We start from the raw sequence: 23809 nt of genomic DNA on the forward strand, positions 1-23809 counted from the left end.
ACAGTCGGAGCCGCGATGCACGCCTATCACCAGCTTCTCCAGCGCATCCTCGACGAGGGCGTCCGCAAGGACGACCGCACGGGCACCGGAACCCTTTCGGTGTTCGGCCATCAGATGCGGTTCGCTCTCGCGGACGGCTTCCCCCTGGTGACGACGAAGCAGCTGCACCTGCGCTCCATCATCCACGAATTGCTGTGGTTCCTCACGGGCGACACCAACGTGCGGGCGCTTCAGGCCAATGGCGTCACCATCTGGGACGAGTGGGCCGATGCGCAGGGCGACCTCGGTCCAGTCTACGGCCGGCAATGGCGGTCCTGGGCCAAACCCGACGGGGGCAGCGTCGACCAGATCGCCTGGGTGCTCGACGAAATCCGCCGCAACCCGGATTCGCGCCGCCTCGTCGTCTCGGCCTGGAACCCGGCGGACCTCGACCGGATGGCGCTGGCGCCCTGCCACTGCCTGTTCCAGTTCTACGTCGCGGAGGGGCGGCTCTCGTGCCAGCTCTATCAGCGCTCGGCCGACGTGTTCCTCGGTGTCCCGTTCAACATCGCCAGCTACGCCCTGCTGACCGCGATGATCGCCCGGGTCACGGGACTGGAGCCCGGCGACTTCATCCATACGCTGGGCGACGCCCACCTCTACGTGAACCACCTCGATCAGGCCCGCCTGCAGCTCACCCGCGAGGAACGCCCCCTGCCACGCCTCGTGCTGAACCCGGAGGTGACCAGCCTGTTCGATTTCCGCTTCGACGACATCGCCATCGAAGGCTATGCGCCGCACCCCGCCATTCGTGCGCCGGTGGCGGTCTGATGGCGCGGCCCCGCATCACCCTCCTGGCCGCGGTCGCGGAAAACGGTGTCATCGGCCGCGACAACGCCTTGATCTGGCGCCTGCGCAGCGACCTTCAGCGGTTCAAGGCGCTCACCCTCGGCAAGCCCGTGGTGATGGGCCGCAAGACCTACGAGTCCATCGGCCGCCCCCTGCCGGGCCGGCGCATCCTGGTGCTCACCCGCGATCCGGGCTTCACCGCACCCGGCATCGAAACCGTGGGGAGCTGGGAGGAGGCCGTGGACGCCGCCGTCCCGGCCGGGGAACTGATGGTGGCCGGGGGCGGCGAGATCTACCGGCTCGCCCTGCCGCAGGCCGACCGCATCCACCTGACGGAAGTCGCCCTGGCGCCGGAGGGCGACACGGTGTTTCCGCCCTTCGACCGCGCCGCCTTTCGCGAGACCCTGCGCGAGGCGCATCCGACGGGCACGCACGACGCCTGCGCCTTCAGCTTCGTCGATCTGGAACGGATCGCGTGAGGCCGGCGGACCGGATCTCGCCCCGCAAAGGCCCGCGATCCCAGACCCCGAGCCCCGCGACCCCGAGCCTCGCGACCCGCGACCCGCGACCCAATGCGCAAAGGTTCCCCCGGCGGTTGTCTTTCGGATCGGCGATGCCCAAGTGCCGTAGAGGTCCGTAACGGCATCGTTCGACCGCCTTCGGTCCAACCTTGACAGGACGGCGGGCGGGCTCGCAGGTGGTGCGGGTCGATCGGGGCCGTCCGACACTCCTGTCCACGCGATGGAGTAGAGTTCGCGCTGGGTGACAGTGTGAACGAACGGCGCGAGTGGGCTTCGTGCCAGGTGAGCTTTGTGCGGCGAACACGCTGCTGGAACGGGAGATATCGGCGAGCATGCCTTGGAGCAATCAGAGCGGCGGCGGTAGCGGCAACGGGGGAGGGCCCTGGGGCCGGGGCAGCGGCGGCAATGGCGGCGGGGGTGGCCCGTGGGGAAGCGGCGGCGGGGGCGGCGGCGGCAAGACGCCCCAGGACCTCGAGGAGTTGCTCCGGCGCGGCCAGGATCGCCTGCGCGGCGTGTTGCCGGGTGGTTCGATGGGTGGCGGACGCGGCATTCTCATCGCGGCCGGACTCGTTGCAGCGGCATGGCTCGTCACGGGCTTTTACACGGTGGCCCCACAGCAGGTCGGCATCGAAACCATGTTCGGGCGCTATACCGGCACCACCGGTCAGGGCCTGAACTACGTATTTCCCTATCCCATCGGGGCCGTGACCAAGCCGAATGTCGGACAGGTCAACAGCATTCAGATCGGTTACCGGGCCGGCCCGCAGGGTCGCAGCACCGATAAGGCCGACGAGAGCCTGATGCTCACCGGCGACGAGAACATCGTCGACCTCGACTTCGAGGTGCAGTGGCGGATCAATCCGCTGAAAGCCTCTGACTTCGTGTTCAACCTCGAAAACCCCGAGGGCACCATCAAGGCCATCGCGGAAAGCGCCATGCGCGAGGTCATCGGCCGCCGCAACATCCAGGCGATCCTGACGAACGAGCAGTCGAGCGTCGCCCAGGAGGTCAAGGAGCTGACCCAGAAGGCGCTGGACGAGTACGGGGCCGGCGTGCGCATCGAGGTGGTGCAGCTCGTGGCCGTGAACCCGCCGCCGGAAGTGCGTCCCGCCTTCATCGACGTCAACGCCGCTCAGCAGGACGCCGAGCGCGCCCAGAACGAGGCCCGCACCTACGCGAGCCGCGAGCTGCCGCAGGCCAAGGGTAAGGCCGCGCAGATCGTCCAGGCCGCCGAGGCCTACAAGACCCAGGCCACCGCCGAGGCGACCGGTCAGGCCGCCCGCTTCCAGCAGGTCTACGATTCCTACAAGGTCGCCCCGGTCATCAGCCGCGAGCGCATCTTCCTCGAAACGATGGAGCGGGTCCTGGGCTCGGTCAACAAGGTGATCATCGATCAGAACGGCACCGGCGTGAACAATGCCGGCGCCGGCGTCGTCCCCGTCCTGCCGCTCACCGAGTTCGGCGCCCGCAGCACCGGTGGAGCCGCACGATGAACAACCCCGCAATCCGCACCGGCCTCATGATCGCGGCGGCGGCCGTCTTCGTCCTGCTCTACGCCTCGGTCTTCACCGTGGGCCAGATGCAGCAGGCCCTCGTGCTTCAGTTCGGCCGCGTGCGCGCCGTGCTGAACCAGACCGGCACCGACAAGCCGGGCCTGTATTTCAAGGTGCCGTTCTTCGACAACGTCGTCCTGTTCGACAAGCGGGTCCTCGACCTCGACCTGCCCGTGCAGACCCTCCTCACGGCCGATCGCCAGAACCTCGAAGTGGACGCCTTCGCCCGCTACCGGATCATCGATCCGCTCAAGTTCTACCAGTCGGCCAACAACATCCTGCGCGCCAACACCCTGCTCGCCAGCTTTACCAACTCGGCCCTGCGCAACGTGCTCGCCCGCTCGACCCGGGACGCCATCGTGCGGACCCAGCGTTCGGACCTGATGAACCAGATCCAGGGCGACGTGAACCGGCAGGCCAAGGAGCTCGGCGTCGAAATCGTGGATCTGCGCATGACCCGCGTCGATCTGCCGGCGCAGAACAGCACGGCCGTCTATCGGCGCATGACGACGGAGCGCAACCGCGAGGCCGCCGACATCCGCGCCAACGGCGACCAGATCGCCGCGACCATCAAGGCCAAGGCCGACCGCGACGTGACCGTGCTGATCTCCGAAGCCAACCAGACTTCCGAGACCCTGCGAGGCCAGGGCGACGCCGACAAGAACCGCATCCTCGCCGCCGCCTACGGCAAGGACGCCGACTTCTTCAGCTTCTACCGGTCGATGCAGGCCTACGAGACCGGGCTGAAGGGCTCCGACACCCGCCTCGTGATCTCGCCGTCCTCGGACTTCTTCCGCTACTTCAGCGATCCGCAGGGGCGGTCCCCGGCCACCGCCGCGCGTGGTGCGACCGATGCGGGCGCGACGGGTTCGGTCGGGCGCTGAGCCTGCCGATCTCTCGTCAAAGAACCATCGAGCGGCCGGCACCTCAGTGCCGGCCGTTTTCGCAAGGGCACAAGCCCCCTTGATCGTCGGGTCCGGGGGACGATCTAAGAGCAACGTTTCAGCCAAGAGGTCGATCATGGATTCCGTCGCGCGCGCTGCTCCCGCGCCCCGCCTGCGAGCGCTGCGCCGCTTCCTGTGCTCGGTCCTCGTCGCCGTCAGCCTGGCGACCCCGCTCGGCGTCACCGGCCTGTCCCAACCCGCCTATGCCAAGGGCCCCGAATCCCTGGCCGACCTCGCCGACCAAGTGACGGACGCCGTGGTGAACATTTCGGCCTCCACCACCGTCGAGGCCCGGCCCAACACCCGCAGCGGCCCGCAACTCCCGCCCGGAACCCCGTTCGAGGACCTGTTCGAGGAGTTCTTCAGCAAGCGCGGCGGTCGCGGTGGTGACGGAGAGGCGCCGCGCCAGCAATCGCGCAAGTCGAACTCGCTCGGCTCCGGCTTCATCATCGACGCGTCTGGTATCGTGGTGACGAACAACCACGTCATCGGCGACGCCAACGACATCCAGGTGATCCTGCACAACGGCACCAAGTTGAAGGCCGAGATCATCGGCAAGGACCCGAAGATCGATCTCGCGGTACTCCGGGTGAAGCCCGATGCCGACAAGCCCCTGAAGGCCGTGCCTTTCGGTGATTCCGAGAAGATGCGGCCGGGCGACTGGGTCATCGCCATCGGCAACCCGTTCGGCCTCGGCGGCTCGGTCTCGGCCGGCATCGTCTCGGCGCGCGGACGCAACATCGAGTCCGGTCCGTACGACAATTACATCCAGACCGACGCGGCCATCAACAAGGGCAATTCCGGCGGACCGCTGTTCAACATGAACGGCGAGGTCATCGGCATCAACACGGCGATCCTGTCGCCCACGGGCGGCTCCGTCGGCATCGGCTTCGCCGTGCCCTCGGCCACGGCGTCCCAGGTCATCGATCAGCTGCGCGAGTTCGGCGAGGTCCGGCGCGGCTGGCTCGGGGTGCGCATCCAGAACGTGGACGACGCCACCGCGGAGGCCCTCGGCCTCAAGGGCGGCGCCCGCGGCGCCCTCATCGCCGGCGTCGACGAGAAGGGACCGGCGAAGGTCTCGGGCCTCGAAGTCGGCGACGTGATCACCAAGTTCAACGGCACGGCGGTGAAGTCGTCGAGCGATCTGCCGCGCATCGTCGCCGCGACCCCCGTCGGCAAGGTCGTCGAGGTGATCGTGGTGCGCAAGGGCGCCGAGACGACGAAGTCCGTCACCCTCGGCCGCCTGGAGGACAACGAGAAGCCGCAGCTCGCCAATGCCCGCCAACCCGAGGCCGAGAGCGCCGTGCGTCAGGCGCTCGGACTGAACCTCTCGAACCTCACCGACGATCTGCGCCGCCGCTACGGCATCAAGGACAGCCTCAAGGGCGTCGTCGTGATGCGGGTCGATCCGAATTCGACCGCCGCCGACAAGCAGATCAAGCCCGGCGAACTCATCGTCGAGGTCGGTCAGGAGCCGGTGAACAGTCCGGCCGAGGTGACGAAGCGCGTCGAGCAGCTGCGCAAGGAGAACCGGAAGTCGGTCCTCCTCATGGTGGCGAGCGCGTCCGGCGACGTTCGCTTCGTGGCCCTCGGCCTCGAATAACCCTCGACGCGGCAAGCCCTCCGAGAGAGGCCGTCGTCCCCCCGGACGGCGGCCTTTTTCAGTTCACGAACTCGCTCGCACCATACCCTTGCAGGTACAGGAGGGCGGTGAGGTCGCCGTGGTCGATGCGGACATGAGCCGCGGCCGCGACGGCGGGCTTCGCCCGGAACGCGACCCCAAGACCCGCCTCGCCGAGCATGTCGAGGTCGTTTGCGCCGTCCCCCACGGCCAGGGTTTCGGCCGGGTCGAGGCCGAAGCGGCTGCGCAAGTTGATAAGGGTGGCCCGCTTCGTCGCCTTGTCGACGATGGGCTCTTGGACGGAACCCGTGAGCCGGCCGTCCGCGACACCGAGCGTCGTCGCATGGGCCTCGTCGAACCCGATTTTTTCCGAGATCGGCCCGGTGAACAGGGTGAAGCCGCCAGAGACGAGGCAGGTGTGGGTGCCGTGCGCCTTGCACGTCTGCACCAGGGTCCGGGCGCCGGGCATGAGGGTGATGTGCTCGGCGATCAGGCTGTCGATGACACCGACCGGCAGATCCCGCAGGAGCGCGACCCGCTCGCGCAGGGCCGGGGCGAAGTCGATCTCCCCCCGCATGGCCCGTTCGGTGATGGCCGACACCTGATCCCGCAGGCCCACGGTGTCGGCGAGTTCGTCGATGCATTCCTGCTGGATCATGGTGGAATCCATGTCCGCGAGGAACAGGCGCTTACGCCGGTGCGGGCCGGCGGGCAGGACCGCGACGTCGAAGGGCTCGGACGCGAAGGCCGCACGCAGGCGCCGGGCGAGGGCGGGCGCATCGGCGGCGGCGCCCGGCACCAGCACCTCGGCGGCGACCTCACCGTGGAGGATGCGCGGCTGATGTTCCGTGCGCAGCACCCGGCGGGTCTCGGCCAGGACCGCATCGGTGATGGCGGGACGCGCCGCGTTTGCTATCAGGATCGCGACGAGGGACATCCGGGAGCTTCCACGCCTTGCCGCCGGTCACGGACACAACACACGCGCACGGCCGGCCGGCGGCCATCCTCATCGCAGGGCCGACCGCCTCCGGCAAGTCGGGCCTCGCCACCGCCCTGGCGCGCCGGTTCCGGGGCGTGGTGATCAACACCGATTCCATGCAGGTCTATGGCGATCTCAGGCGCCTCTCGGCCCGGCCGAGCGAGGCGGAGGCGGCCCTGGCGCCCCACCGCCTCTACGGCCATGTCGATGGCGCGACCAACTATTCGGCCGGACATTTCGCCAGGGAGGCGGCCGCGATTTTCCGTGCGGTGTGGGCGGAAGACCGCCTGCCGATCTTCGTCGGCGGCACCGGACTGTACTTCCGCGCCCTGGAAGAGGGGCTGTCGGAGTTGCCGGCCGTGCCCGACGCCGTGCGGACCGCGATCCGGGTCGAAGCCGAGGGCCGGGCGACCGAGGCCCTGCACGCGGATCTCGCCGCCGGCGATCCCGTCGGCGCCGAAGCCCTGCGGCCGAGCGACCGGGCCCGGATCATGCGGGCCCTCGAAATCCTCGCCGCCACGGGAAAACCCATCGCCAGCTTCCAGGGCAGCCGAACGCCCGGTCCGCTGGCGGGCCTGCCGCTCCTGAAGCTGTTCCTCGCCCCCGAGCGCGCGGCGCTCCGCGCGGCCATCGACGCCCGGTTCGCCGCGATGCTCGCGGACGGCGCCCTCGACGAGGTCGCGGCGTTGCGAGAACGCCGCCTCGACCCGCTCCTGCCGATCATGCGTGCTCACGGCGTACCGGGCCTGATCGCCCACCTCGACGGGGTCATCGACCGGGCCGAGGCGATCCGGCGCGGACAAGCCGACACGAGGCGCTACGCCAAGCGTCAGTTCACCTGGTTCCGCCACCAGATGGGACCGGACTGGGACTGGACTGCCCCGGAGGCGGCCCTGCCCCACGCCGAGGCACGGCTTACTTTTCCAGACGGGCGATGAGGCTCGACGTGTCCCAGCGGTTGCCGCCCATGCCCTGGACGTCGGCGTAGAACTGGTCCACCAGGGCCGTCACCGGCAGCTTCGCGCCGTTGCGGCGCGCCTCGGCCAGCAGGATGCCGAGATCCTTGCGCATCCAGTCCACGGCGAAGCCGAAATCGAATTTCTCCGCGTTCATGGTCCGGCCGCGATTCTCCATCTGCCAAGAGCCGGCGGCGCCCTTGGAGATCACGTCGAGGACGGCGTCGACGTCGAGTTCGGCGCGCTTGGCGAAGTGGATCGCCTCCGACAGCCCCTGCACCACGCCCGCGATGGCGATCTGATTGACCATCTTGGTGAGTTGGCCCGAGCCCGACGGGCCCATGAGGCGGCTCGCCTTGGCAAAGCACAGGATCGCGGCCTCGACGCGGGCGTAGGTCGCGGCGTCGCCGCCGCACATCACCGTGAGGGCCGCGTTCTCGGCTCCCGCCTGACCGCCGGACACGGGAGCGTCGATGAAATGAAGGCCGGCGGCGCTGGCGATCTCGGCGAGTTCACGGGCGACTTCGGCGGAGGCCGTGGTGTGGTCGACGAAGACCGCGCCCTTCGTCATGCCGGCGAACGCGCCGTCGTTCCCGAGGGTCACGCCGCGCAGGTCGTCGTCGTTGCCGACGCAGGCGAAGACCACCTCCTGGCCCTCGGCAGCCTGACGCGGGGTCGGCGCCGCCGCACCGCCATGGGCCTTCACCCAGGCTTCCGCCTTCGATGCCGTCCGGTTGTAGACGGTGACGTGATGGCCATGCCGGGCGAGGTGCCCCGCCATCGGGCCGCCCATCACACCGAGGCCCAGGAACGCGACCTTCGCCATCAACCGTCTCCACCGTTCGAACGCACGCTGGACGGGGGTCTAAGTGGGCGGGGGCGAGGGGTCAAACCCGTCTGTCTTCAGCCGCCGGTGACGCTCATGTGGCGCGGCACCGCCGCCGGCCGCGCGCGCTCGATGACGAAGTCGTGGCCCTTCGACTTGCGGGCGATGGCATCCACCACAGCCTGCGTGACGAGGGCATCGTCCGGAGAGGCGCGGAGCGCCGCGCGGAGATCCGCCGCGTCCTCCTGGCCGAGACACATGTAGAGCTGACCGGTGCAGGTCAGGCGTACGCGGTTGCAGCTCTCGCAGAAATTATGGGTGAGGGGCGTGATGAAGCCGAGGCGCCCACCGGTCTCCTCCACGCGCACGTAGCGCGCCGGACCACCGGTGCGGTCCGGCAGGGGGGTCAGGGTGTAGCGATTCTCGAGGCGCGCACGGGCCACCGACAGGGGCAGGAACTGATCGGTGCGGTCGCCCTCGATCTCGCCCAGCGGCATGACCTCGATCAGGGTCATGTCCATGCCGTCGCCGTGCGCCCAGGCGATCATATCGGCGATCTCGTCCTCATTGACGCCCTTGAGCGCCACGGCGTTGATCTTGACCTTGATGCCGGCGCGCCGGGCCGTCGCGATGCCGTCGAGCACCACCTTGAGATCGCCGCGACGGGTCACGGCCTTGAACTTGGCGGGATCGAGGGTGTCGAGGGAGACGTTGACGCGCTTGACCCCGAGGTCGGCGAGTTCGGGCGCGAAGCGGCCGAGCTGCGTTCCGTTCGTGGTCATGGTCAGCTCCTCCAGCGCGCCCGTGCCGAGATGGCGGGACAGGCGGCGGAACAGATGCATGATGTCACGCCGCACCAGGGGCTCGCCCCCGGTGATGCGCAGCTTCCTCACCCCGCGCCCGATGAACACCGCGCACAGGCGATCGAGCTCCTCGAGGCTGAGAAGGTCGCGTTTCGGCAAGAAGCTCATGTCGTCGGACATGCAGTAGACGCAGCGCAGGTCGCAGCGATCCGTCACCGAAATGCGCAGGTAGGTGATCGCCCGCTGGAACGGGTCGATCAAGGGCGCGGGCGCGGACAAGGGCGCAGACGCAGGCTTGGACAAGGGCGCGAGGACAGGCGTCACAGGCGCGTCGTCGGTGCGTGGACCCCACATGCGAAACTCTGAACCCTGGTCTGGGGAAGGCACTGGCGTTTGGTCGCGTGACGAACCTAGCATGAAGAAGCATATGAGGTCTTGCACCCGCGCGGGCAAGCGCGCACCGGGGCGACGTGTCCGCACGTGGAACCACCTCTTCCACAAGGAGACTGCCACATGGACCAGCAGACCCCCGATCAACGAACCCCCGCACCCGCTCCGGCCGCATTGGAGCGCTGGCCGACGGAGATCCGGCTGTCGGGCGACAAGCGCAGCCTCATCGTCGCCTTCGAGGATGGCGGGCGCTTCACCCTGCCGGCGGAATACCTGCGGGTGTCGAGCCCGTCGGCCGAGGTCCAGGGCCACTCCCCGGCGGAGCGCAAGGTGATCGGCGGCAAGCGCGAGGTCGCGATCCTCAAGGTCGAGCCCATCGGCAACTACGCCGTGAAGCTCACCTTCGACGACATGCACGACACCGGCCTGTTCGGCTGGGGCTACCTCTACGACCTCGGCCGTGAGTACCGGAACCGCTGGGCCACCTACCTGTCGGAGCTGGACGAGCGAGGCCTGACGCGCGATCCCGCCATGCGGCCGGCGAAGAAGCCGGCCGGGACTCCGACGGAGAGTTCGGGTGGCGGCAGTTGCGGCACCGGGTGCGGCTGTCATTGAGAGCATATCGATGAGGGCATGCCGATGAGCGTCCGCGGAGCCCATCCCGCACCCGCCACGAACCGGCGCGTCCTGTCCCTCGCCCTGCCGATGACGGTCGCCAACGTCACGACGCCGCTCCTCGGCTTCGTCGGTGCGGCGGTGATCGGGCGGCTCGGCGATGCGGCCCTGCTCGGCGCCATGGCGCTCGGCGCCGTGATCTTCGACGCGATCTTCTGGTCGTTCGGCTCACTGCGCATGGCGACCGCCGGCCTGACGGCGCAGGCGGTGGGCGCCCGCGACGGCGCGGAGGTCGACCGCACCCTGGCGCGGGCGCTCGCCGCAGGTCTCCTCGTCGGCCTCGTCATCGTGATCCTGCAAGGGCCCATCGGCCAGGGCGCCTTCGCCATCAGCGGCGCGAGCCCGGCGGTGATCGCCGGCCTGTCGGACTATTTCCATATCCGCATCTTCGCGGCGCCCTTCACCCTGGCGAACTACGCCATCCTGGGGTCCGTGCTCGGCCGCGGCCGTACGGATCTCGGGCTCGTGCTCCAGATCGCCATCAACCTCGTCAACATCGCCCTGACCCTCGCCCTCGTGCTCGGCGCGGGCATGAGCGTCGCGGGCGCGGGCCTCGCCACCCTGGTGGCCGAGGCGGTCGGAACCGGGCTGGGGCTCCTCGTCCTCGCCCGACTCGGCTCCTATCCGTTCGGCGTGCCATGGCGGATCGTCGCCGATCCCCTGGCGCTCGCCCGGATGCTCAGCGTCAACGCCGACGTCATGATCCGCACCCTCCTGCTCGTCGCCTGCATCGCGGCGTTCTCGGCCCTCGGCGCACGCTCCGGCGACGTGGTGCTCGCCGCCAACGCCGTCCTGTGGAATCTCTTCATGATCGGCGGCTTCTTCCTCGACGGCTTCGCCACCGCCGCCGAGACCCTGTGCGGACAGGCCGTGGGCGCCCGCGACGAGGCGGGCTTCCGCCGCGCCGCGCGCCTGAGCCTCGCCTGGTGCCTCGCCTTCGGGGCCGCCATCGCGGGCCTGTTCCTCGTGACGGGTGGGGCTTTCATCGACGCGGTGACGACGAACCCCGAGGTCCGCGAGACGGCGCGGACCTACCTCGTCCCGGCGGCCCTGGCGCCCCTCGTCGCCGCGCTCCCCTTCGCCTTCGACGGCATCTACATCGGCGCCACCTGGACCCGCGCCATGCGCAACCTGATGATCGGGGCCAGCGTCACCTATGGCCTCGCCCTGCTGGCGTTCCACGCGCTGGATCTCGGCAATGCCGGCTTGTGGGCCGCGTTCCTACTGCTGCTGGGCGGCCGTGGCGTCGGTCAGGCCCTGGCCTATTCGGGCCTGACGGCGCGGACGTTTTCCCCAGCGGTCAAGCCGGGACTGCCCGCGCCGGTACGGCAGGTTGCGTGACCGTAATCGCCCCTCGGGCTGAAAGACCAGGAACCAATAGATCGGACGCGAGCACCCACTTTGTTTCGAAAAGATCCAACCACCGTCGAATTAGAATGATTCCGATGTAACAATGTGACGAAGAAGCCTCTTTGCTTGCTTGTGTGGCTGGTCTACGCGCTCGATACCCTGCGCGAAGCTCCGATGTGCGAGAGATCCATGACCGCCCGCTCCATCACCGCCCGATGCTTGCCGTCCCTCCTCGTCGCCGGCTTCCTCGCCGCCGGTGCGGTCCTTCCCGCTCACGCGAAGGAGACGCCCATCGGTCCGCACGTGATCCAGAACGGGCTCGAAGTCGCCGCCGTCTACCTCCAGCCCATCGAGATGGACCCGCCGGACATGATGCGCGCCGCCGCGCAATCCGACCTGCATCTCGAAGCCGACATCCGCGCCGCCAAGGACAACCGCAACGGCTTCGCGGAGGGGGATTGGGTGCCTTCGCTCGCCGTCTCGTTCGAGCTGACGAAGCTCGACGGCGAGGCCGCCACGGGGCCGAAGGTGTCCGGCACCCTCATGCCCATGGTGGCCAACGACGGCCCGCATTACGGCGACAACGTCAAGCTGTCCGGGCCCGGCCGCTACCGCCTCAAGCTCACGGTGGCGCCCCCCGGGGCCGGTCAGCATTTCGGCCGCCACGTCGACAAGGAGACCGGGGTCGCCGAATGGTTCAAGCCGTTCGACCTGATCCAGGACTTCACCTTCGCGGGCATCGGCAAGAAGGGCGCGTACTGACCGTGGCCCGGCTGCCGAACCTCCTCGCCGCCGCAGCAACGGCCACCACCCTCGCGCTCGGGCATCCGGCCCGCGCCGAGGACCTGCCGGTCATCAAGGTCGAGATGCGCGACGGGGCGATCATCCCCGAAATCATCGAGGTGCCGGCCAACACCCGGTTCAAGCTCGAGATCACCAACACGGGCAAGAGCCCCGTCGAGTTCGAGAGCACCGAACTGAAGCGCGAGAAGGCGCTCGCCGCCGGCGCCACCTCGTCCATCGTGTTCCGCACCATCGATCCCGGTCGCTACGACGTGTTCGACGACTTCCACCCGGATTCCAAAGCCACTCTCGTGGCGAAGTAGGCAGCGAAACGGACCGAATGGCGAACCCCATGGCGGCATCGGCCTCCATTTCACCGGGCGAGGCCTGGGTCGATGCCAAGCTGGCCGGCCTCGGCCAGTGGCTCCAGCGCAACGGCGGCATCATCCGCACGATCCAATGGGTCGTCGTGGCGATCTACCTCGTCCTCGTCGCGGTCCCGGCCTTCCTGCCGCTCCCTGGACGCACGGCGCACCTGTGGAACGACCTCACGGTGTTCGCCCAGTTCGCGTTCTGGGGCATCTGGTGGCCGTTCGTGCTGGTCAGCATGGTGGTGGTCGGGCGCGCGTGGTGCGGCATCCTCTGCCCCGAAGGCGCCCTCACGGAATTCGCCAGCCGGTGGAGCCTCGGCCGCGCCGTGCCGCGCTGGCTCACCTGGGGCGGCTGGCCGTTCGTGGCGTTCGCCGGCACCACGGTCTACGGCCAGATGGTCAGCGTCTACGGCTACCCGAAACCGGTATTGGCCGTGCTCGGCGGTTCCACGGTGGCGGCCATCGCCGTCGGCCTGCTCTACGGCCGCAACAAGCGGGTGTGGTGCCGCTACCTCTGCCCCGTCAACGGCGTCTTCGCGGTCCTTGCCAAGCTCGCGCCGGTGAGCTTCCAGGTCGATCACGCGGCGTGGAGCGCATCGCCGAAGCCGAAGGGCGAGAGCTTCAACTGCGCGCCCCTGGTCCCGGTCAAGACCATGAACGGCGCCGGCGCCTGCCACATGTGCGGACGCTGCAGCGGCTATCGCGGGGCCGTGCGCCTCGCCCGGCGGTCGCCCACCCACGAGATCGTCAACGTCGCCGGCAACGAGCCGAGCCTCGACCAGACCGCCCTCATCCTGTTCGGCATGATGGGCCTCGCGGTGGGCGCGTTCCAGTGGTCGTCGAGCCCGTGGTTCATCGACGCCAAGCAATGGCTCGCCACGATCCTGATCGAGCGCGGCATCTCCTGGCCCCTGGAGACGACACTGCCGTGGTTCGTCCTCACCAACTACCCCGAGCACAACGACGTGCTCAGCCTCCTCGACGGCGTGCTGCTGCTCGCCTACATCGTCGCCTCGGCCCTCATCCTCGGATCGTCCCTGTCGGGCTTCGTGGCCCTCGGCACCCGCGCCCTCGGGGCGTGGTCGACCCAGCGGTTCCACCACCTCACCCAGACGCTGATACCGGTCGCCGGCTGCGGCGTCTTCCTCGGCCTCTCGGCCCTCACCGTGACGTTCCTGCGCGGCGACGGTCTCGTCATCCCCTATGTCTCCGAATTGCGCGGCGGTCTCCTCCTCGGCAGCAGCCTGTGGAGCACCTGGCTCGCCTGGCGGGTGTCGGGGCTCTACGCGGCCGGCGCGCGCCGGATCGCCGCCACCCTTGCCATCGCGGCGGCCTGCGGCCTCTCGGTGTTCGGCTGGGTGCTGCTGTTCTGGATCTGGTAACCCGCGCGGCCCTTCGGCGCGCACACAAGGATATCCCCGCATGATCGGCGCTTTCGTCATCGCCTTCCGCGAGGTCATCGAGGCCGGCCTCATCGTCGGCATCGTGCTCGCCGCGACACGCGGGATCAGTGGGCGCGGCCGCTGGATCGCCCTGGGTATCGTCGGGGGACTGGCCGGCGCCGCCCTCATCGCGCTGTTCGCGGAAAAAATCTCCGACGCCTTCGAGGGCGCGGGCCAGGACATCCTCAACGCCGCCGTGCTCATCGTCGCCGTGCTCATGCTGATCTGGCACAACACCTGGATGAGCAAGCACGGTCGCGAACTCGCCGGGGAGCTCCGCGCGGCCGGCGACAGGGTCCGCACCGGACAGACCACGGCGGCCGCCCTGGCCCTCGTGGTCGGCGCCGCGATCCTGCGCGAGGGCGCCGAGCTCGTGCTGTTCCTTTACGGCCTCGTCGCATCCGGCACCTCCGGGATCGACATCCAGCTCGGGGCGCTCGCGGGCGTCGCCACTGGGGCCGCCCTGTCGGGGGTGAGCTATTTCGGTCTCGCCGCCATCCCGACCCGCTACGTCTTCTCGGTGACGAGCGCGCTGATCATCTTCCTCGCCGCCGGCCTCGCCTCGCAGGCCGCTCAGTTCCTGGTGAACGCGGGCGTCGTCACCGTGCTCGATCGCCCCCTGTGGAACACCACCGCGATCCTGCGGGAGGACAGCCTCGCGGGCCGCGTGCTCCACGCCCTCGTGGGCTACACCGACCGGCCGAGCGTCCTCCAGGGCCTCGTCTACCTCGGCACCATCCTGGTCATGGTCGCCCTGATGCAATGGTCGTCGGCGGACAAGCGCCGGCAGGTCCGCACGGCCTGAGGCGCCCGAGGTCGTCATGCACGTCAGCCCCACGCCCGACGCCCCGGCGGCCGAGACCATCGGATTCGACGCGTTCCTCGCCGTAGATATCCGGGTCGGCACCATCGTGTCGGCCGAGCCGTTCCCGGAGGCTCACAAAGCCGCCCTGAAGCTCGTCATCGATTTCGGCGGCAGCATCGGCCGGAAGCGGTCGAGCGCCCAGATCACCGAGCATTACCGGGCCGAGGACCTGCCCGGCCGTCAGGTCGCCGCCGTGGTGAATTTTCCACCCCGGCAGATCGGGCCGTTCCGGTCCGAGGTGCTGACCCTGGGCTTTCCCGACGCCGACGGGGCGGTGGTGTTGTTCGCGCCGGACAAACCCGTGCCGAACGGCGGGCGCCTGTTCTGACTTATCGGCGCAGGGGCGCGGCCGCGATCCACTCGCCGATGCGGCCGCTCAGAACGACGGGATCGCCCGCGAGCGCCACCACCTTCCGACGAGCCGTCTCGCCCGAGACGATGCGGATCTCGCTGCGCCGCAGCTCCAGGACCTCGGCAAGGTAGCCGATCAAGGCCGCGTTGGCGGCGCCCTCCATCGGCGGAGCAGCGACGCGCAGCTGCACGGCAATCCGTCTGTCAGCCCCGGCGACGAGACCGTCGAGGCCGGACCGCGCGGCGCGGGGGGTGAGCCGGACGGCGAGGCGCACGCCGTCCGCATGGGCGGTATAGGGGAGGGCCGGCGTCACAGCTCGCCCGTGAGGAACTGCGCCCGGCCGTGGCCGAACGACCAATCGGCGTCGCTGTTGACCATGCAGGACACCATCACGTCGGCCGGAGCGATGCCGCAGGCGGCCTCCAACTTCTCCGTGAGCAGGCGATAGAAATCCTGCTTCATCTCCTGCGAACGCGGGCGGGTGAACACCTGCACCACAACCACGTCCTTCGTGCGCGGGATGCCGAGGCCGGTATCCTCGACGATCATCCGCGACGTCTTGTGCTCGGTGACGATCTGGTAGCGGTCGCCGGCCGGCACCCGGAAGGCTTCCAGCATGGCCTCGTGGGCCGCATCGAGCAGGGTCTTCAGCTCGGCCTCGGTACGGCCTTCGATGAGATCGAAGCGGATCAACGGCATGGCACTCTCACTCTTCGGGATCGACGAGCCGCGGCAGAACGGCTGCCTTGCTTGGTTTCGTCGGCGACGTCGGGCGAGATCATAGCAGTCCCTGTCCGCCCGCGTCCCGATTCGGGGAAGGAACTGCCATTCGCGGGGCCGTGCGGGGTGCCCAGGCGCCGATGTTGCATTAAGGTGCGCGGCGATTTCACAGGAACCCGCGATGTCCGACCTCCGCCTCCGCCGCAGCGTGCTGTATATGCCCGGTTCGAACCAGCGTGCTTTGGAAAAGGCCCGGACCCTCGCCGCCGATTCGCTCATCCTCGACCTCGAGGACGCGGTGGCGCCCGACGCCAAGGAACTCGCGCGCGAGCAGGTCTGCGCGGCGGTCAAGGAAGGCGGCTACGGCAAACGCGAGATCGTCATCCGGGTCAACGCGCCCCAGACGCCCTGGGGTGAATCCGACCTCAAGGCGGCGATCCAGGCTCGACCCGACGCGATCCTGATGCCGAAGGTCTCCTCGCCCGCCGTGCTGGAGAGCATCGCCAACCACCTCGAAGCCCTGGAGGCGCCCGACAGCATCGCCGTCTGGGCCATGATCGAGACTCCGGCGGCCATCCTCAACATTCAGGACATCGCGAAAGCCCGGCGCGACCGGCGCACCCGGCTCACCGGTTTCGTGCTCGGCACCAACGATCTCGCCAAGGACACCTGGGCCCAACTCGTGCCCGGCCGCGTGCCGATGCTGCCGTGGATGATGTTCACCCTCGCGGCCGCCCGCGCCGAGGGTCTGATCATCCTCGACGGCGTCTGGAACGACATCGGCGATGTGGACGGCTGCCGCGCCGAGTGCCAGCAGGCGCGCGACCTCGGCTTCGACGGCAAGACCCTGATCCACCCCAACCAGATCGAGCCGGCCAACACCTGCTTCGCCCCCACGGAGGAGGAGGTGCGCCGCGCCCGCATCGTCATCGAGGCGTTCGACAAGCCCGAGAACCTCAAGCGCGGCGCCATCAAGATCGAGGGCCGCATGTACGAGCGGCAGCATATCGGCATGGCCCGCCGGGCGGTGAACTGGTCGGAGGCCATCGCGGCCAAGGGGCAGTAGGGGCGCCTCGCGACGGCCGGGCCACTCAACCGTGAAGGTGGTCGAGGAGCGCCCGGCCCGCTTCGGTGACCGCGTAGTGCGTGCGCTGGGTGCGGGGGGCGCGCTCGATCACCGTCAGCAGCGCCGCCTCGCCGACCAGGACTTCGACGGCCCGCAGCACGAGGGCGTGCTCGACGCCGAACACGCGCGAAAAGCTGCGGCTGTCGGCGGCGAGGGCGAGGTGCAGGGCCGCGAGCACGCCCGCTTCCAGGGTCGAGAGCCCAGGCTGCAGGGCGGCGAGGGAATCCGTCACCGCCAGGAAGGTTTCGGCGTCGGCCGGGGGTTCGCTCACGCGGCGGCCGGCGCGCGGAGGTGGACGAGCACCGACTTCGAGGTCGGCGTGTCGCTGCCCTCGCCGAAGGTCGAGAGCGGCACGAGGACGTTGAGCTCAGGGTAATAGCCCGCGAGCGAGCCGCGCGGCATGTCGAAGGGCACGAGGCGGAAGCTCTCCGCCACCCGGGTCACGCCGTCGTCGTGGTTGCCGACGATATCGACCCGGTCGCCCATGCGCGCGCGGATCTCCGCGAGGTCGTCGGGATGGGCGAAGACCACCCGGCGTTCGCCGTAGACGCCGCGATAGCGGTCGTCGAGGCCGTAGATGGTGGTGTTGTACTGGTCGTGGCTGCGGAAGGTCTGCAGCACGAAGGTGCCGGGCGTCGTGCTGGCGCGCTGGTGCTCCGTCGTCTCCGGCAGCACGTCGGCCGAGAAGTTGGCGAGCCCCGTCTCGGTCTCGAAGTTGCGCTCGGCGGCGAGGTTTCGGAGCATGAAGCCGCGCGGACGCCGCACCCGGACGTTGTAGCCCGCGAACCCCGGGATCGTGCGTTCGATGAGATCGCGAATCCGGTCGTAATCCTCCGTGAGCGACGCCCAGTCGACCCGCTCCGAACCGACGGTCGCCGCCGCCATGCCGGCGATGATGGCGATCTCGGACAGAAGCTCCTTCGAGGCCGGCTTGTTGATGCCGCCCGAGCCGTGGACCATGCTCATGGAATCCTCGACCGTCACGATCTGGGTCTTGCCCCGGGCGTTGCGGTCGATCTCCGTGCGGCCGAGGCACGGCAGCAGGTAGGCGACGCGGCCCGGCACGAGGTGCGAGTGATTGAGCTTCGTCGCGATATGGACGGTGAGCTCGCACGATGCGAGGGCCTTCGCGACGAGGGCCGTGTCCGGCGTGGCGCGGGCGAAGTTGCCGCCGAGCCCGATGAACGCCTTCGACGAGCCGTCCAGCATGGCGCCGATGGCGCCGATGACGTTGTGGCCGTGACGGCGCGGCGCGGTGAAGCCGAACGTGGTCTCCAGGGCGTCGAGGAGGGCGGCGGAGGGCTTTTCGTTGATGCCCACCGTGCGGTCGCCCTGCACGTTGGAATGGCCGCGCACGGGGCACAGGCCGGTGCCGGGCCGCCCGACATGGCCGCGCAGGAACAGCACGTTGGCGAGTTCGCGAACCGTTGCGACGGAATGGCGGTGCTGGGTCACGCCCATCGCCCAGGTGCAGATCACCTTGTCGGCCCCGAGATAGACCTGCGCCGCGACCTCGATGTCGGCACGGGACAGGCCGGACTGATCCTCGATGGCCTCCCAGGTGGTGGCGTCGACGACGGCCCGGTATGCGTCGAGCCCGGCGGTGTGATGGGTGAGGAATGCGCGGTCGAGGACGGACGGCTTGCCGGCGTCGAGCGCCGCGTCGTCGGCGGCGAACACCGCCTTGGCGATGCCCCGGAAGGCCGCCATGTCGCCGCCGAGGCGCGGCTGGTAATAGTGGCTCGCCACGGGCGCGCTCGCGCCGCGCAGCATCTCGACGGTGTTCTGCGGATCGGCGAAGCGCTCGAGGCCGCGCTCGCGCACGGGGTTGAACACCACCACGCGGGTGCCGCGCTGGGCGGCCTTGCGCAGGTCCCCGAGCATGCGCGGATGGTTGGTGCCGGGGTTCTGGCCAACGACGAAGATCGCGTCGGCCTTCTCGAAATCTTCCAGCAGCACGGTGCCCTTGCCGATGCCGATGGCCGCCTGGAGGGCGATGCCGCTGGCCTCGTGGCACATGTTCGAGCAGTCGGGGAAGTTGTTGGTGCCGTAATGCCGGGCGAACAACTGGTAGAGATACGCGGCCTCGTTGGAGGCGCGGCCGGAGGTGTAGAACTCGGCCCGATCGGGTTGGTCGAGGGCGTTGAGAGCAGCGCCGATGGCCGCGAAGGCCTCGGGCCAGGTGGTCGGTACGTAGCGGTCGCTGGTGGCGTCGTAGCGCATGGGATGGGTGAGCCGGCCCTCGCCCTCGAGGGCGTAGTCGGTCCAGCCGCGCAGCTCGCTCACGGTGTGCTTGGCGAAGAACTTCGGCGGGGTGCGCTTGTCGGTGGCTTCCCACGACACCGCCTTGACGCCGTTCTCGCAGAACTCGAACGAGGAGCCGTGCGCCGGGTCACCCCAGGCGCAGCCCGGACAATCGAACCCATCGGGCTGGTTGGCCTTCAGCATGGCGCGGGCGCCCGAGAGCGGTGCGCGGCTGCCGAGGAGATGCTTGCCACAGCTTTTCAGCGCACCCCAGCCGCCGGCGGCGGACGAACGCTTGGGAGACGCGACCGGGTGATCCATGGACGATCCTGATGGGAAAGCTTCTGAGGTCGTATCGACCTGCTTGCGTGAGGGATTACCGCACCGCACAGCGGCGCCTCAATCGGTCAAAAACGCAGGCCTGTCATGCGCTTGCACGGGGAAAGGTTTTACCCGGCTGGGTTTCGCCCGGGTTAAGGCACTGCGCTGCCGCACGCAGGTGGGGTATGCGTCGGCGAGGGGGCCTGCGGGCCTGGAACGGGCGAGGAGATCACCAGGATGCGAACCCCCGTACGGGTCAGCGCGGCCGTCGTCGTGGGCATCGTCGTCGCCGTCGCGATGATGGCGCACGATCGCCAGATGGACGCCGAATGGGCGATCTCGCCGGCGCAGATCGCGGACGCGCGAGGGGCGGGCAAGCCCGGCGTCGAGACCGCCCCGGGCCGGTTCGCGCGCCAGCCCGTGGCGAGCGAGGGCGCCGACCTCCTGCCGGTGAAATGGGGGCTGATCGGCCTGTTCGCCGCCTGCGTGGTCCTGGCCGGAACCGGCCGGCGGCGGTCGCGTCCCTAACCCGGCAGCGCCGCGAGAGCTTCGGCGTCCCGCCCGACGAACCCGGCCAAGCTGCCCGCGCCCTCGGCCGCCATCCGGGCGACGAGGCCGGCCTTGATCGACCCGATCAGGGCCGGCCCCTGATAGACCAGGGCGGAGTAGAGTTGGAGCAGGCTCGCACCCGCCAGGATCTTGGTCCAGGCCGCCTCGGCCGAATCGATGCCGCCGACACCCACGAGGGGGATCCGGCCGCCGACGCGCAGGTAGGTCTGCGCGAGCAGCCGCGTCGCGGGCTTGAACAGGGGTCGGCCGGAAAGGCCGCCGGTCTCGCGGGCGAGCGCCGTCTCGGCGAGGGTCGCGGGTCGCGCGATGGTGGTGTTGGAGACGACGAGGGCCTGCACGCCACGCTTCAGGGCGGTGGCCGTCATGGCGTCGAGGGCCGCGAGGGTGATGTCGGGGGCGATCTTGAGCAGGATCGCCGTACCGGGATGGACCGCGTCGCGGGCTTCCACAACCCGCGCCAGCAGGTCGTCGAGGAAGGCCTCGCCCTGAAGGTCGCGCAGGCCCGGGGTGTTGGGGGACGACACGTTGACGGTGACGAAATCGACGAGGGGCGCGAGGGCGCGGGTGCAGGCGACATAATCGGCGAGGCGGTCCGTCGCCTCCTTGTTGGCCCCGATGTTGACGCCGATCCGGCCGGGCTTGTCCCGCCGGGCCGCGAGCCGGCGACGCACCGTGTCGAGGCCTTCGCTGTTGAGGCCGAACCGGTTGATCACGGCACCGTCGGCCTTCAGGCGAAACACGCGCGGGGTGGGATTGCCCGCCTGCGCCTTCGGCACCACGCCGCCGACCTCGACGAAACCGAAGCCAAGGCCGAGGAGCGCGTCGGGCACCTGGGCGCCCTTGTCGTAGCCGGCGGCGAGGCCGACGGGGTTGGGGAAACTGCGGCCGAGGATCTCCACGGCGAGGCGTGGATCGTCGGGCGGCGGGCGGCGCGGCGGCAGCAGGGACAGGCCCCGGATCGTGAGGTTGTGGGCCGCCTCGGCATCGAGACTGTGCAGCAGGGGTTTGGCGAGGGGAAACAGCGCGCCGATCATGCGGCGTCTCCGAAACGTTCCGGGAAGATGTGGTTGCCGTCGGGCCCGACCGGCAGGTCGTGAACCGCCCGCACGGCCCCGAGTGGGAGGTCGCCGTAGAGGTGCGGGAACAGGTCGCCGCCGCGCGAGGGCTCGAAGCGGAGCGCCGCCCCCAGGGCCTCGGTGTCGACGGCGACGAGTAGGAGGTCGTGCACGCCGGAGAAATGCCGCGTCGCCGTCTCGGCCGCCTGGGGCGCGGTGGAGAAGTGGATGAAGCCGTCGGCGACGTCCACGGGCGCGCCGGTGAAACGTCCTTGCGCCTCCGCCGTCGCCCAGAGATCGCGCGGGCAGATCTTGTAGACGAGGGGCATCGGGTCTCCTTCGCGCGAGGGTCGCTCGCGTCCGGCGATAGAGCGCAGGCCGGCCCGCCGCAACCGAATCCGCTCGGCCGCCCCCGATCCTTCGGCGGCTCGAGGGCGGGGCGAAACCCGCGGGGGACCATGCCGTTGCTTTCTGGGTATTTTAGTTCTACTTTCCTACACGTAGGCTGAGCGTCTTACACACTTTCCGTCGCGAGCCTCTCATGCTGTCGCACGAGCAGATCTGGACCGCCATCGATCGATTGGCCGAGCGCCACGGCTTCTCGGCCTCCGGCCTCGCGCGCCGTGCCGGCCTCGACGCGACAAGCTTCAACCGCTCGAAGCGCATCGGCCCGGACGGGCGCAAGCGCTGGCCCTCCACCGAATCCATCGCCAAGGTCCTGACCGCCACGGGCGCCAGCCTCGACGAGTTCCTGCGCCTCATCGAAGTCCGGACCGGACCGACCCGATCGATGATCCCCCTCGTGGGCATGACCCAGGCGGGGTCCGGACGGCTCTTCACCGACGAGGGCATGCCCACCGGCGGTCCCGGCTGGGAGGAGATCGAGTTTCCCGATCTCGCCGACGACCGGGCGTTCGCCCTGGAAGTGCAGGGCGATTCCATGGCGCCGCTCTACCGCGACGGCGACGTGCTCATCGTCTCGCCCTCGGCCAGCGTACGCAAGGGCGACCGCGTCGTGGTGCGCCTGAGCGCAGGAGAAGTCCTGGCCAAGGAACTCAAGCGCCGCACCGCCCGCACCATCGAACTCGTATCGCTCAATCCCGACCATGCCGACCGGGTCGTCAACGTGGCCGAGATCGCCTGGATCGGCCGGGTGATGTGGGTGCGGCAGTAGCGGCCCGTACGAAGCTTTGCCGCTCCGCCGGATCGGTTTATGCCTGAGATCCCGAAGGCGGAACGTGCCTCGCGGAACGCCCGGTCACCCGCGGTTCTCGTGTCGAACCCCGATGGGCCGAGGGCGTTTCGTGAAGAGGCGCCGAGAAGCCTCGCACGCGCGGACAGGCCATGGCATCGCCCCCACCGGACGATCAGGCGCCGGACGACCGGCCGGATGCGGCCCCGCAGGCCTACCTCGCGGCGTCGCGGGTGCCGGCACTGCTCGTCGAGGCCGGCCCGGACGGCGAACGGATCGTCTTCGCCAACCCGGCGTTCCTGACGCTCACCGGCTACGGCGCCGAGGCGGTGACCGGCCGCAGCACCCATTTCCTCCTCGGACCGGATACGGACCGGGCGGCGCGGATCGCCCTCGCGACGGCGCTCACCGATACGCCGCCCGAGGGCGTCGAGTTCCTGGCCTATACCCGCGCCGGAGCCGCGTTCTGGGCGCAGATCCTGGTGGCGCCGGTGCCCGGCACCGATCGGCGGCTCGTCCAGATCGTCGACGTCTCCCGCCGTCGCGATGCCGAAGGGGCCCTCAGCCTGTCGCGCCAGCGCGAGGCGCTCGGCCTCCTCACCAACAGCGTGGCGCACGAGTTCAACAATTTCCTCCAGATCCTCATCGGCTACATCGACGGCCTGAAACGGCGTCTGAGCGACCGCGACGAGCCCTTCATCCAGCGCGCCATCCTGCGCTCCACGGATGCGGCGGAGCGGGCGACGATCCTGACACGCCAGCTCCTCGCGTTCTCGCGTCGGATCGCCCCGGACGTCCGGCCCGTGGACCTCAACGCCCTGATCACCGAGTTCGGCGCACGCATGGGTCCGAGTCTGCCGGTGCGGATCAGCCTCGACATTCGCACCACGCCGGGCCTCGCCTGCGGCCTGAGCAACCCGCGCCAGGTGGAACTCGCCCTCAACCACATCGTGGCCAACGCGTGCGAGGCGATGCCGGGAGCGGGCCGCATCACCATCGCGACCTTCGCGGTACCGGTGGGGGATCGCGCCCTGCAGCGCCCCGGGGACGGCGCCGTCGGCATCACGGTGACGGATACCGGCCACGGCATGTCGCCCGAGATGGCGGCGCGCGCGCTCGCTCCGTTCATCACCAGCCGTGAGGCCGGGCGCGGCACCGGCCTCGCCATCGTCCATGGTCTGGTCAAGCGCCAGAACGGCACGGTGAACCTCGAGAGCAAACCCGGCGAAGGCACCGTGGTCCGCCTCGTCTTCCCGGCCGTGGCTTGAGGACGGAAAAAAAGCGCGGGGCGAGATGGACTAAAACCGCGCCTCGCCCGTCAC

The 23809-nt window shown here is 69.5% G+C and carries 26 protein-coding genes; 17 read left to right on the forward strand and 9 right to left on the reverse strand.

Annotated features, from left to right (window positions below; translation table 11 throughout):
• Nucleotides 1-15: 15 nt before the first annotated feature.
• The 5 genes from ASF52_RS16890 (at nt 16) to ASF52_RS16910 (ending at nt 5449) form a co-directional block, all read left to right on the forward strand.
• Complete coding sequence (locus tag ASF52_RS16890; RefSeq protein ID WP_056174467.1) at nt 16-810, forward strand: thymidylate synthase; 795 nt, start codon at nt 16-18, stop codon at nt 808-810.
• Nucleotides 810-1307 (forward strand): dihydrofolate reductase, encoded by a 498-nt coding sequence (locus ASF52_RS16895; RefSeq protein WP_056174469.1) that lies wholly within the window; start codon nt 810-812, stop codon nt 1305-1307. Before ASF52_RS16890 ends, ASF52_RS16895 begins: the two co-directional genes overlap by 1 nt.
• Before the next feature lie 374 nt (nt 1308-1681).
• Nucleotides 1682-2842, forward strand: a complete 1161-nt coding sequence (gene hflK / locus ASF52_RS16900; protein ID WP_056174470.1) for an FtsH protease activity modulator HflK — start codon at nt 1682-1684, stop codon at nt 2840-2842.
• Entirely contained in the window at nt 2839-3786 is a 948-nt protein-coding gene (gene hflC, locus ASF52_RS16905; RefSeq protein WP_056174472.1) for a protease modulator HflC, read from the forward strand. Before hflK ends, hflC begins: the two co-directional genes overlap by 4 nt.
• A 136-nt stretch (nt 3787-3922) precedes the next feature.
• Nucleotides 3923-5449, forward strand: coding sequence for a DegQ family serine endoprotease (locus tag ASF52_RS16910; protein WP_082515360.1), 1527 nt, complete (start codon nt 3923-3925; stop codon nt 5447-5449).
• Nucleotides 5450-5507: 58 nt separating this feature from the next.
• Here ASF52_RS16910 and serB read toward each other — a convergent pair whose 3' ends face one another.
• Nucleotides 5508-6404: a phosphoserine phosphatase SerB gene (serB, locus tag ASF52_RS16915; RefSeq protein ID WP_056174473.1), complete on the reverse strand. Its 897-nt coding sequence runs from the start codon at nt 6402-6404 to the stop codon at nt 5508-5510.
• Between the two features lie 17 nt (nt 6405-6421).
• Here serB and miaA point away from each other — a divergent pair, with 17 nt between their 5' ends.
• Nucleotides 6422-7384: a tRNA (adenosine(37)-N6)-dimethylallyltransferase MiaA gene (miaA, locus tag ASF52_RS16920; RefSeq protein ID WP_056174475.1), complete on the forward strand. Its 963-nt coding sequence runs from the start codon at nt 6422-6424 to the stop codon at nt 7382-7384.
• Here miaA and ASF52_RS16925 read toward each other — a convergent pair.
• On the reverse strand, nt 7362-8228 hold the full coding sequence (locus ASF52_RS16925) for an NAD(P)-dependent oxidoreductase (protein WP_056174477.1): 867 nt from the start codon (nt 8226-8228) through the stop codon (nt 7362-7364). The two genes, miaA and ASF52_RS16925, sit on opposite strands and share 23 nt — an antisense overlap.
• Nucleotides 8229-8305: 77 nt before the next feature.
• Nucleotides 8306-9385, reverse strand: a complete 1080-nt coding sequence (gene moaA / locus ASF52_RS16930; RefSeq protein ID WP_056174478.1) for a GTP 3',8-cyclase MoaA — start codon at nt 9383-9385, stop codon at nt 8306-8308.
• 159 nt (nt 9386-9544) lie between these two features.
• On the opposite strand from moaA, the gene ASF52_RS16935 reads away from it, so the two are divergent.
• The 7 genes from ASF52_RS16935 (at nt 9545) to ASF52_RS16965 (ending at nt 15235) form a co-directional block, all read left to right on the forward strand.
• Nucleotides 9545-10036 carry a gamma-butyrobetaine hydroxylase-like domain-containing protein gene (locus ASF52_RS16935; RefSeq protein ID WP_056174480.1) on the forward strand — a complete coding sequence of 164 codons (492 nt, stop codon included), beginning with the start codon at nt 9545-9547 and terminating at the stop codon, nt 10034-10036.
• A gap of 24 nt (nt 10037-10060) precedes the next feature.
• A complete protein-coding gene (locus ASF52_RS16940) occupies nt 10061-11437 on the forward strand; it encodes an MATE family efflux transporter (RefSeq protein ID WP_056175004.1) in 1377 nt (458 codons plus the stop codon).
• 198 nt (nt 11438-11635) lie between these two features.
• A complete protein-coding gene (locus ASF52_RS16945) occupies nt 11636-12208 on the forward strand; it encodes an iron transporter (RefSeq protein WP_056175007.1) in 573 nt (190 codons plus the stop codon).
• A 2-nt stretch (nt 12209-12210) separates the two neighbouring features.
• Nucleotides 12211-12552 (forward strand): cupredoxin domain-containing protein, encoded by a 342-nt coding sequence (locus ASF52_RS16950; RefSeq protein WP_443136693.1) that lies wholly within the window; start codon nt 12211-12213, stop codon nt 12550-12552.
• A gap of 29 nt (nt 12553-12581) precedes the next feature.
• The gene (locus ASF52_RS16955; RefSeq protein ID WP_056175014.1) at nt 12582-13982 is read left to right on the forward strand and encodes a 4Fe-4S binding protein; all 1401 of its coding nucleotides are present in this window, start codon (nt 12582-12584) and stop codon (nt 13980-13982) included.
• 40 nt (nt 13983-14022) lie between these two features.
• Nucleotides 14023-14847 carry an FTR1 family iron permease gene (locus ASF52_RS16960; RefSeq protein WP_056174482.1) on the forward strand — a complete coding sequence of 275 codons (825 nt, stop codon included), beginning with the start codon at nt 14023-14025 and terminating at the stop codon, nt 14845-14847.
• Nucleotides 14848-14863: 16 nt separating this feature from the next.
• Complete coding sequence (locus tag ASF52_RS16965) at nt 14864-15235, forward strand: tRNA-binding protein (protein WP_056174485.1); 372 nt, start codon at nt 14864-14866, stop codon at nt 15233-15235.
• Nucleotide 15236: 1 nt separating this feature from the next.
• On the opposite strand, the gene ASF52_RS16970 is transcribed toward ASF52_RS16965, so the two are convergent.
• Complete coding sequence (locus tag ASF52_RS16970; protein WP_056174486.1) at nt 15237-15572, reverse strand: DUF167 domain-containing protein; 336 nt, start codon at nt 15570-15572, stop codon at nt 15237-15239.
• Nucleotides 15569-15958 carry a tautomerase family protein gene (locus ASF52_RS16975; protein WP_056174488.1) on the reverse strand — a complete coding sequence of 130 codons (390 nt, stop codon included), beginning with the start codon at nt 15956-15958 and terminating at the stop codon, nt 15569-15571. Before ASF52_RS16975 ends, ASF52_RS16970 begins: the two co-directional genes overlap by 4 nt.
• 202 nt (nt 15959-16160) lie before the next feature.
• Here ASF52_RS16975 and ASF52_RS16980 point away from each other — a divergent pair, with 202 nt between their 5' ends.
• Entirely contained in the window at nt 16161-17045 is an 885-nt protein-coding gene (locus ASF52_RS16980) for an HpcH/HpaI aldolase/citrate lyase family protein (protein WP_056174490.1), read from the forward strand.
• Nucleotides 17046-17070: 25 nt separating this feature from the next.
• Here ASF52_RS16980 and ASF52_RS16985 read toward each other — a convergent pair whose 3' ends face one another.
• The gene (locus ASF52_RS16985; RefSeq protein WP_056174491.1) at nt 17071-17376 is read right to left on the reverse strand and encodes a hypothetical protein; all 306 of its coding nucleotides are present in this window, start codon (nt 17374-17376) and stop codon (nt 17071-17073) included.
• Nucleotides 17373-19670 (reverse strand): FdhF/YdeP family oxidoreductase, encoded by a 2298-nt coding sequence (locus tag ASF52_RS16990; protein ID WP_056174493.1) that lies wholly within the window; start codon nt 19668-19670, stop codon nt 17373-17375. The genes ASF52_RS16985 and ASF52_RS16990 overlap by 4 nt, the downstream gene beginning before the upstream one ends.
• Before the next feature lie 237 nt (nt 19671-19907).
• Here ASF52_RS16990 and ASF52_RS16995 point away from each other — a divergent pair, with 237 nt between their 5' ends.
• A complete protein-coding gene (locus tag ASF52_RS16995) occupies nt 19908-20198 on the forward strand; it encodes a hypothetical protein (RefSeq protein WP_056174495.1) in 291 nt (96 codons plus the stop codon).
• Here ASF52_RS16995 and ASF52_RS17000 read toward each other — a convergent pair.
• Together ASF52_RS17000 and ASF52_RS17005 are read right to left on the reverse strand one after the other, a co-directional pair.
• Nucleotides 20195-21274, reverse strand: a complete 1080-nt coding sequence (locus ASF52_RS17000; RefSeq protein WP_056174497.1) for a quinone-dependent dihydroorotate dehydrogenase — start codon at nt 21272-21274, stop codon at nt 20195-20197. The genes ASF52_RS16995 and ASF52_RS17000 overlap by 4 nt on opposite strands.
• On the reverse strand, nt 21271-21624 hold the full coding sequence (locus ASF52_RS17005) for a DUF952 domain-containing protein (protein WP_056174499.1): 354 nt from the start codon (nt 21622-21624) through the stop codon (nt 21271-21273). The genes ASF52_RS17000 and ASF52_RS17005 overlap by 4 nt, the downstream gene beginning before the upstream one ends.
• 212 nt (nt 21625-21836) lie before the next feature.
• On the opposite strand from ASF52_RS17005, the gene ASF52_RS17010 reads away from it, so the two are divergent.
• Nucleotides 21837-22469, forward strand: a complete 633-nt coding sequence (locus tag ASF52_RS17010; protein WP_056174501.1) for a S24 family peptidase — start codon at nt 21837-21839, stop codon at nt 22467-22469.
• A gap of 170 nt (nt 22470-22639) precedes the next feature.
• Nucleotides 22640-23755 carry an ATP-binding protein gene (locus ASF52_RS17015; RefSeq protein WP_056174503.1) on the forward strand — a complete coding sequence of 372 codons (1116 nt, stop codon included), beginning with the start codon at nt 22640-22642 and terminating at the stop codon, nt 23753-23755.
• The last annotated feature ends 54 nt before the right edge of the window (nt 23756-23809 follow it).

The organism is Methylobacterium sp. Leaf112 (genome assembly GCF_001423295.1).
Lineage (GTDB): Bacteria > Pseudomonadota > Alphaproteobacteria > Rhizobiales > Beijerinckiaceae > Methylobacterium.